Here is a 6,262-nt window from a genome sequence, read left to right on the forward strand (position 1 = left end):
GCGCAGCCCGGGCCGGCACGGGAACGAGGAACGGCCCGCCCCTGGTGGGGGCGGGCCGTCGGCGGTGCGGGGGCCGGGCCAGGGGCGTCAGGCTGGCTGTTGAGTGGATCGGATCAGCACGCCTTGCATCGTCATGTCTCCGTCGTCGAGGAAGAAGATTTCCTGCCGGGGCGTCCGGAGCCCGAGGACGGTGTGGTGCCGTTCGCCTTCCTGGCCCGTGTGCACCGTCCACGTCTGCGAGTAGGTGGCCTCGCGGGCGTTCGGGATGCGCCGCAGCGCGGTGCGGAGTGCGTATCCCTGCGAGAACGGGTGGCTTCCCTGGACTGGCACCCAGGAGGCGTCCTCGAGCCTTTCCAGGAATTCAGTGCGCAGGTTCTCGGGAATCAAGGCCATGGCGGCGTCTGCTCCGATCCAGCTGAGGTCAGTGCTCTGCGACAACTTGGGTCCTCTCATCGGCGTTTGCATGGAGCGGCCCAAGCAGAGCGGGAACGTGTCCGCCGCTTCCCGCCGAGGGCCGGTAGGCGGACCGTGGACCGGCGGCCGGCAAGGCACGCAAGCGGTGCGGCGGGCAGCCCCGACACACGGTCGCCACCAGCGTCCGCATGGGGCGGGTGCCGGGGGCCGGGTCGAGGGGGCGGTGGGCGAGGTCGGTAGTGCCTCCGGCACCGTGTGGGTCCCGGAGGTCATGAGGGCTGCGTCCGGATTTATACGGGGTCGGCGATCGGGTCGGGGTAGGGCCACACCGGCATGTCCCGCGCGCCCTCACAGGTGAGGTGGTCGATGCGGTCACCGTCCTCCAGGTGGCCGCCGGTCCACCCGTCCGAGCTGCGGGTTCCCTGCCACCAGGAGCGCGCCACGTCGTACGCCTCGGGCTGGGAGGGGGCGTGGACGAGGAACCGGTAGGTATGGCCCTCAGTGGTCTGCATCCAGAGCCGGTATACGCGGCGGGGTCCGGGAACACCTCGGTCTCCCCCGGCGGTGAACGCCGCCTTGATGGTGTGGCGGCAGTGGTTGGTGTGCAGGGCCGTGGTGTCGTCGCGGTGACGGCGGTGGATGAGGCGCAGTTCGTCAACATCGTCCAGGGCGATGGTGTGGGTGCGGCCGCGTTCGGAGCCGGGGAGGGGACGTACTACGCCGGCGCGGTCCTCCTTCACGTCGGGGAGGACGGTGACGGTGCGGGCGTGCGGGTTGTAGGCGAGGACCTTGTACCGGGTGGTCAGTCCGGTACGGGGCTCGACTGTTGCGGCGCTGCCGATGTAGCCGGTGTGGCCGGGAGACGGGTCGGTGGCGGTGACGGTGACGGGCTGGTCAGCCCAGGTGCAGCCGGGGTACATGTCCGGTGGCGGGGTCAGCATGGATTCTCGGGTTCCTTCCAGCGAGGCGGCGCGCATGCGGGGCTCCTCCTTCGGTAGCAGCTGGCCGGGGAGGCGGGTTGGGTGTCACCGCCTCCCCGGCCCGGCGGACCGCACAGTGGGCCGGCGGGCGGCTAGCACCGCAAGTGGCAAGGGCCAGGCACGAAACGGCCCCGGCACCTGCGAGGGTGCAGGGCCGGGGGCTCGGGGACCGTGCGGGGTGCGGGTTGGTCCGGCTAGGTCCGGTCGGGCACGATCCGCACCGCGCGGCGGGGGTCGATGGCGCGGCCCTTTGGTCCGTTGGTGTGCTCCTTGACGCGGACCCGTACGGGTTTGCATTCGCCACCTGCTTCGATGATGGCGCGGTGCTTGTGGGGGTTGGGGCAGCGGTTTTGCCACTTCTCGGTGACCTCCCAGCGGAGCGTGTCCTCCTTCCATTTAGGCCCGGAGGAGACGTCAGTCGCGGTGGTCGGCCGAGCATGGCTGGCGTGGGCGGGTTCGCGGATGATGCGGATGCGCCGCTTGCGCGGGGACTTGTTGTTGCGCTTGTCCTTGCGGCTGCGACCGGTGTTCTTGGTGCCGGTGCTGGTGTGCTGGGGGACGGTCAGCGTGTCCTCGCCGGGAGTGTCGTCGTCGGCAGTGGTGGGGGGTCGCAGTTCCCAGAACGCCAGGACGAGCGCAAGGGCGGTGGCCCGGTCGGGCGCGCCGAACAAGTGCGGGTTGCTGTAGCCGCTGAGGACGCCTTCGTACAGGGTGGTGACGCTGTTGGGGCAGTAGGAGGCGCGGGGCAGCTTGGTGGATGCGGCGAGGCGGGGCGGCAGGCGGGCGGGGACGTGCCGTGTGGCAGTGATCGTCTCGACGGAGAAGGCAAGGTCGTTGCCGGTGCCCTCCATGTGCCAGGCGATGGCATAGACGGGATACAGGTCGTCGAATTGGATCGGGGTGGGGAAGTAGGTGAGTCCGTCGCGGGCGGGGGCTGCGTCTTCCAGGTTTCCGACGATCACGCTGTCGTTGTTCACGAGGGGGTGCTGGGCGATGCGGTCGGCCATGCTGTGGGGTGCAACCCATACCTCACTGGTGCGGTAGGCGTCGGCGAAGTTGGCGCACATGGTGAAGTAGAGGCCGATGGCGTCGGGGTCGTGGACGAGGTCGCGGCCGGTTGCGGTGAGGTGCATGGCCGCCATCAGGTCCGCGCCGTGGGGCAGGCCGCGGACAGGCTTGCCCCAGAAGTCAGCGAGCTGTGAACGCAGTCGTTCGGCGTGGTGGGCGTGGTTGATGGCGGTGCGGCGCGGTGCGGGTGTCGGGGTGGGACGCGCGAGAGTCCTGGACATCGATGGGCTCCTTCGGTGCAGGGCACGACTGGTGTGCCGTGCTGGTGTGGCTGGACCGTGGAGCGCGGAAGGACAAGACGCGCAAGGACGTGCCCTGTTGAGTGGCGGCGGCTTCGGGGCGAGGCCGGGAATGGGCGGCCCGCCCCGATGCCGTGGGCGGGCCGCCAGCTGGGCATAGGCCGGTATCTTGCGGCGCGCATGAGGTGTCACCGGGGCTGGGGTGTGGCGCTGGTCAGACGGGGCGGGTCGGTTCCTGCCTTTGCTGGCGCGTGACGGAGTCGACGCGCAGCTCGACGGTCTTGCTGCCGGTCTCCTCGCCGTCCAACAGGTATCGCTCCTCGGCGTCCTGGGCCGATACGGCGGTCAGGGCGTAGGTGATCATCTCGGTGCGGAAGACGGTGACTTCGTAGGCGTCCGTCGGGTTCTGGTCGTCGACGTGGGTGGCCGGTTCGCGCAGCCCCATGGAGGCTTCGATCTCGTCCGCCTCCGTGTCCGCGTCCTGGGCACATGCCTCGCAGCAGTCGTCGCAGGCGGCGACGGTGCCCATGGGCCCGGCGGGAAGACGACCGGTCGCGTAGACGCCGCGGTGTGCGTGGCCGGGGATATAGGCGCACAGCAGCGGAACGCCTGCGTCGTTGGTGAGAAATCGGTTCGGGCTGGGGGCCGCATCGCGGGCAGCGATGCGCGCTTCGACGGCACGTGCAGGGTTGGGCTGGTCAGGCTTGTCCATGGTGGGTCCTTCGGCCGGTTGCCAAGCAGGGGGCGTGAAACGGACCGACGCGGGGCAGGGCTCAGTGCCTCTCCCCCACGGGGTCGGTGCCGCGCAGCATGGGACCTCGGCCAGCAACTGCCGCAACCTGTGCGGCTGGCGACGTGCAGCGGCCCCCGGGGCGCGCGCGAGGCGGGCGCCGGGGGCCGGGAGAGGGGGCAGCCGCGACGCTGGCGAACTTGGGCGCCACGACTGAGTTGAACTTGGTCAGAGTCCGAAGAAGACCGCGGGACGGCATCATCCGGCCGCCGGTCGCCTGTGCGGTACCGCTCGCCGCTGGAGTTCCAACTCGCCGGGGTCCGTCGCTGGGTCGACGTCATCGCGCGGGGAGCTGAGGAGATGCATGCGTGTGTGGCCTCCGCTAACGGGGCCACACGGCGACGGTGGGGCTGGCAGACGACGCTGCTCATCGAGTGCGTGTGGTTGGCCGGAGTTGGTTCCGCCGGGTGCTGTCGTCGTCCCTGGGGTGGCTGGGCGGCCCCGGGCGAAGCCGCACAGACTCACACGTTTCCTGCTGGATGGCACATGGCGCGTTCGGCCGCGCGCGAGCAGCGCCTCGTACGTGGTCAGGTTCCGCGGACGCCCGTTGCAGGAACGAGCTGCGGAATATGGGACGCGAGTGTCTGGCTGTCGCCGTTGAAATGGAGAGTGGTCAGGCCGAGTTGGGCGGCGGCGGCACAGTTTTCGTGACGGTCGTCGACGAAGAGCGTGTTGGCCGGGTGAGGTGAGCCGGCCGCCACGAGGGCGGCCTCGTAGGCGCGCGGGTCCGGTTTGTTCACGCCGAGCCGGGCGGAGTAGACGGTCTTCGAGATCAGGGTGCTGCACCAGGGAGCGCGATCGAGTGCATCCGCCAGGGGATGTGGGGCGTTCGAAAGAATGATCATGGGAAGTCCGGTTGCGTGCGCTGCCTGCAGGACACCGACGACGGCCTCGTCGGTGTGGGTCCACATCTCGGCGTCCGTGCTGCGCAGTTCGTTGAGCAGGGCGCTTCCCGGCGGGGCTGCCAGCTGGTCGTTCAGCAGGCCGTTCCAGAAGGCGTGGGTGCTGATCTCGCCGGCGTCGTACGGGGCGCGACGTGCCCAGAACTCGGTCTCGAAGTCGGCGGTCTGCTCGGCGGGCCATCCGGCGAGTGCGGCCAGTCGCACCCACATTCGCTGGGTGGGTTGCAGTCCGATGACGCCGTTGTAGTCGAGGATCAGGGCCTCGAGTCTCTGGTCAGGGGTGGCGGAAGGCGTGGTCATTTGCGATCCAATGCTCGGTGGGCGGAAAGGGCGACAACGGCCGCCAGCAGAACAGGCAGGGTGAGGGCTACCGGCAGGCTGGTGAGCGACGCGAGTGCTCCGATGGCAGCAGGCCCCGTGAGCAAGCCGAGGTAACCGGTTGCAGCGACGGCGCCGACGGCCCGGGGGCCTCCGCGCCCCGCGGCACTGATCAGGGATGGCACCGCAGTGGACAGACCGAGGCCGAGTGCCATCCAGCCGATCAGGGCTGCCGGGGCGGAGTCGATAAGCAGGCCGGTGCCGAGTCCGGCTGCGGCAAGAGCGGCACCGGCACGGGCGACGGCCGTCGGTCCGAAGTGGGCGTTCAAGCGGTCGCCGAAAAGGCGACCTACGACCATGGCTGCGCTGTAGGCGGCGTAGGCGGCGGCAGCGACCGCTTCGGACGCGTGGAGGGTGCGCAGATGGACTGCGGACCAGTCTGCTGCGGCACCCTCGCCCAGAAGGCAGGCTGCTGCCAGGAAGCCGAGCAACCACACCGCGCGACGCGGCAACTGGCGGGCGTCGTCTCGGTCCGTCGGATCCTGCAGGGCGGGTGTGTCGAGATGCCCTGCTGACCGGATCATCGGAATGGCGGCGGTGGCAGCAGTTGCCGTCAGGATTCCGGCCGTGGCGAACAGGACCTGGTAGGGCGCCCATGCGGTGACTGCCGCCAGGCCCGCACCGGTCAGCGCACCCAGACTGTACGCGCAGTGGAGACCGGACATGATCCTGCGCTGGTAGGCGCGCTCGAGATTGACGGCCGCTGAGTTGGCCCCGACGTCCAGGAGTCCGTGGCCGATGCCGAAGACGACGGCCACGAGGGACAGGGAGGTCAGTGTTCGGCACGTGCCTAGCAGGGCGAGGGACAGTCCGAAGATGATGGCAGGCCCGGCGAGAAGACGGGCCGGGCCGTGCCGGTGGGCAAGGCGGCCGCCCAGTTGAAGGCCGAGGACCATGCCGGCTGCTGCCGCCAGAAGGACGATGGCGAGTCGGCCGGGGCCGAGCTGGGCTGCAGCCTGGACGGCCGGCATGCGCGCGCCCCATACGGCCATGACTACGCCCAACAGGGCGAAGACGCCGCTCAGGAGGCGGCGAGAGGCGAGCAGTTGAGCCTGGACTGGGGCTGACGTTGGGGCTACGGCAGTCACTGTCATCTGGCCGTCCCCCTATCCGTGCCTGGCAGCAGTTGCATACGGTCGTGGCTGCTGGAGAGGGAGGCGCTCGGCTCATGCGCGGCGAAGTGCGTGGCGCGGCGCCGCGGCGGCCGGTGCAACGGCGGGCGACCAGCGATTCCATCGGGAAGGTTATGGGGTGTGCCCGCGTCGCCACCCCAGCGCGTAGCTGTCATGGCGCAACACAAGCACCGGCCATTCATGCTCAGCGGGCGGAAGCCCGGTGGATCCCAGCTGTTGGATCGGCGTCTCGGGGGGGGGGGCCCCGGGGGGGGGGGGGCCCCCCCCCCCGGGGGGGGGACCCCCCCCCCCGCCGCGGGAGAAAAACCCCCAGCGGGTTGGGGGGTTTGTGGGGGGGGCCCCCCCGCGGGGTTTTGGG

6 protein-coding genes are annotated in these 6,262 nt (G+C 70.3%); all 6 read right to left on the minus strand.

Annotated features, from left to right (window positions below; translation table 11 throughout):
• Positions 1-87: 87 nt before the first annotated feature.
• Positions 88-393 (minus strand): hypothetical protein, encoded by a 306-nt coding sequence (locus ACIRQF_RS30165; RefSeq protein WP_404096743.1) that lies wholly within the window; start codon positions 391-393, stop codon positions 88-90.
• Between the two features lie 311 nt (positions 394-704).
• The gene (locus tag ACIRQF_RS30170; protein WP_404096746.1) at positions 705-1,391 is read right to left on the minus strand and encodes a hypothetical protein; all 687 of its coding nucleotides are present in this window, start codon (positions 1,389-1,391) and stop codon (positions 705-707) included.
• A gap of 197 nt (positions 1,392-1,588) precedes the next feature.
• A complete protein-coding gene (locus ACIRQF_RS30175; RefSeq protein ID WP_404096748.1) occupies positions 1,589-2,683 on the minus strand; it encodes a hypothetical protein in 1,095 nt (364 codons plus the stop codon).
• Positions 2,684-2,915: 232 nt separating this feature from the next.
• Positions 2,916-3,413, minus strand: a complete 498-nt coding sequence (locus ACIRQF_RS30180) for a hypothetical protein (protein ID WP_404096751.1) — start codon at positions 3,411-3,413, stop codon at positions 2,916-2,918.
• A 605-nt stretch (positions 3,414-4,018) separates the two neighbouring features.
• Complete coding sequence (locus ACIRQF_RS30185; RefSeq protein WP_404096754.1) at positions 4,019-4,693, minus strand: HAD family hydrolase; 675 nt, start codon at positions 4,691-4,693, stop codon at positions 4,019-4,021.
• The gene (locus ACIRQF_RS30190; RefSeq protein WP_404096757.1) at positions 4,690-5,865 is read right to left on the minus strand and encodes an MFS transporter; all 1,176 of its coding nucleotides are present in this window, start codon (positions 5,863-5,865) and stop codon (positions 4,690-4,692) included. The genes ACIRQF_RS30185 and ACIRQF_RS30190 overlap by 4 nt, the downstream gene beginning before the upstream one ends.
• Between the last annotated feature and the right edge of the window lie 397 nt (positions 5,866-6,262).

It is taken from the genome of Streptomyces sp. NPDC101191 (assembly GCF_044767915.1).
GTDB lineage: Bacteria > Actinomycetota > Actinomycetes > Streptomycetales > Streptomycetaceae > Streptomyces.

Bases quoted from the DNA above. Each gene is read 5' to 3' on its own strand.
- ACIRQF_RS30180 (WP_404096751.1), bottom strand. From the start codon at position 3,413: ATGGACAAGCCTGACCAGCCCAACCCTGCACGTGCCGTCGAAGCGCGC.
- ACIRQF_RS30185 (WP_404096754.1), bottom strand. From the start codon at position 4,693: ATGACCACGCCTTCCGCCACCCCTGACCAGAGACTCGAGGCCCTGATC.
- ACIRQF_RS30190 (WP_404096757.1), bottom strand. From the start codon at position 5,865: ATGACAGTGACTGCCGTAGCCCCAACGTCAGCCCCAGTCCAGGCTCAA.
- ACIRQF_RS30175 (WP_404096748.1), bottom strand. From the start codon at position 2,683: ATGTCCAGGACTCTCGCGCGTCCCACCCCGACACCCGCACCGCGCCGC.
- ACIRQF_RS30165 (WP_404096743.1), bottom strand. From the start codon at position 393: ATGGCCTTGATTCCCGAGAACCTGCGCACTGAATTCCTGGAAAGGCTC.
- ACIRQF_RS30170 (WP_404096746.1), bottom strand. From the start codon at position 1,391: ATGCGCGCCGCCTCGCTGGAAGGAACCCGAGAATCCATGCTGACCCCG.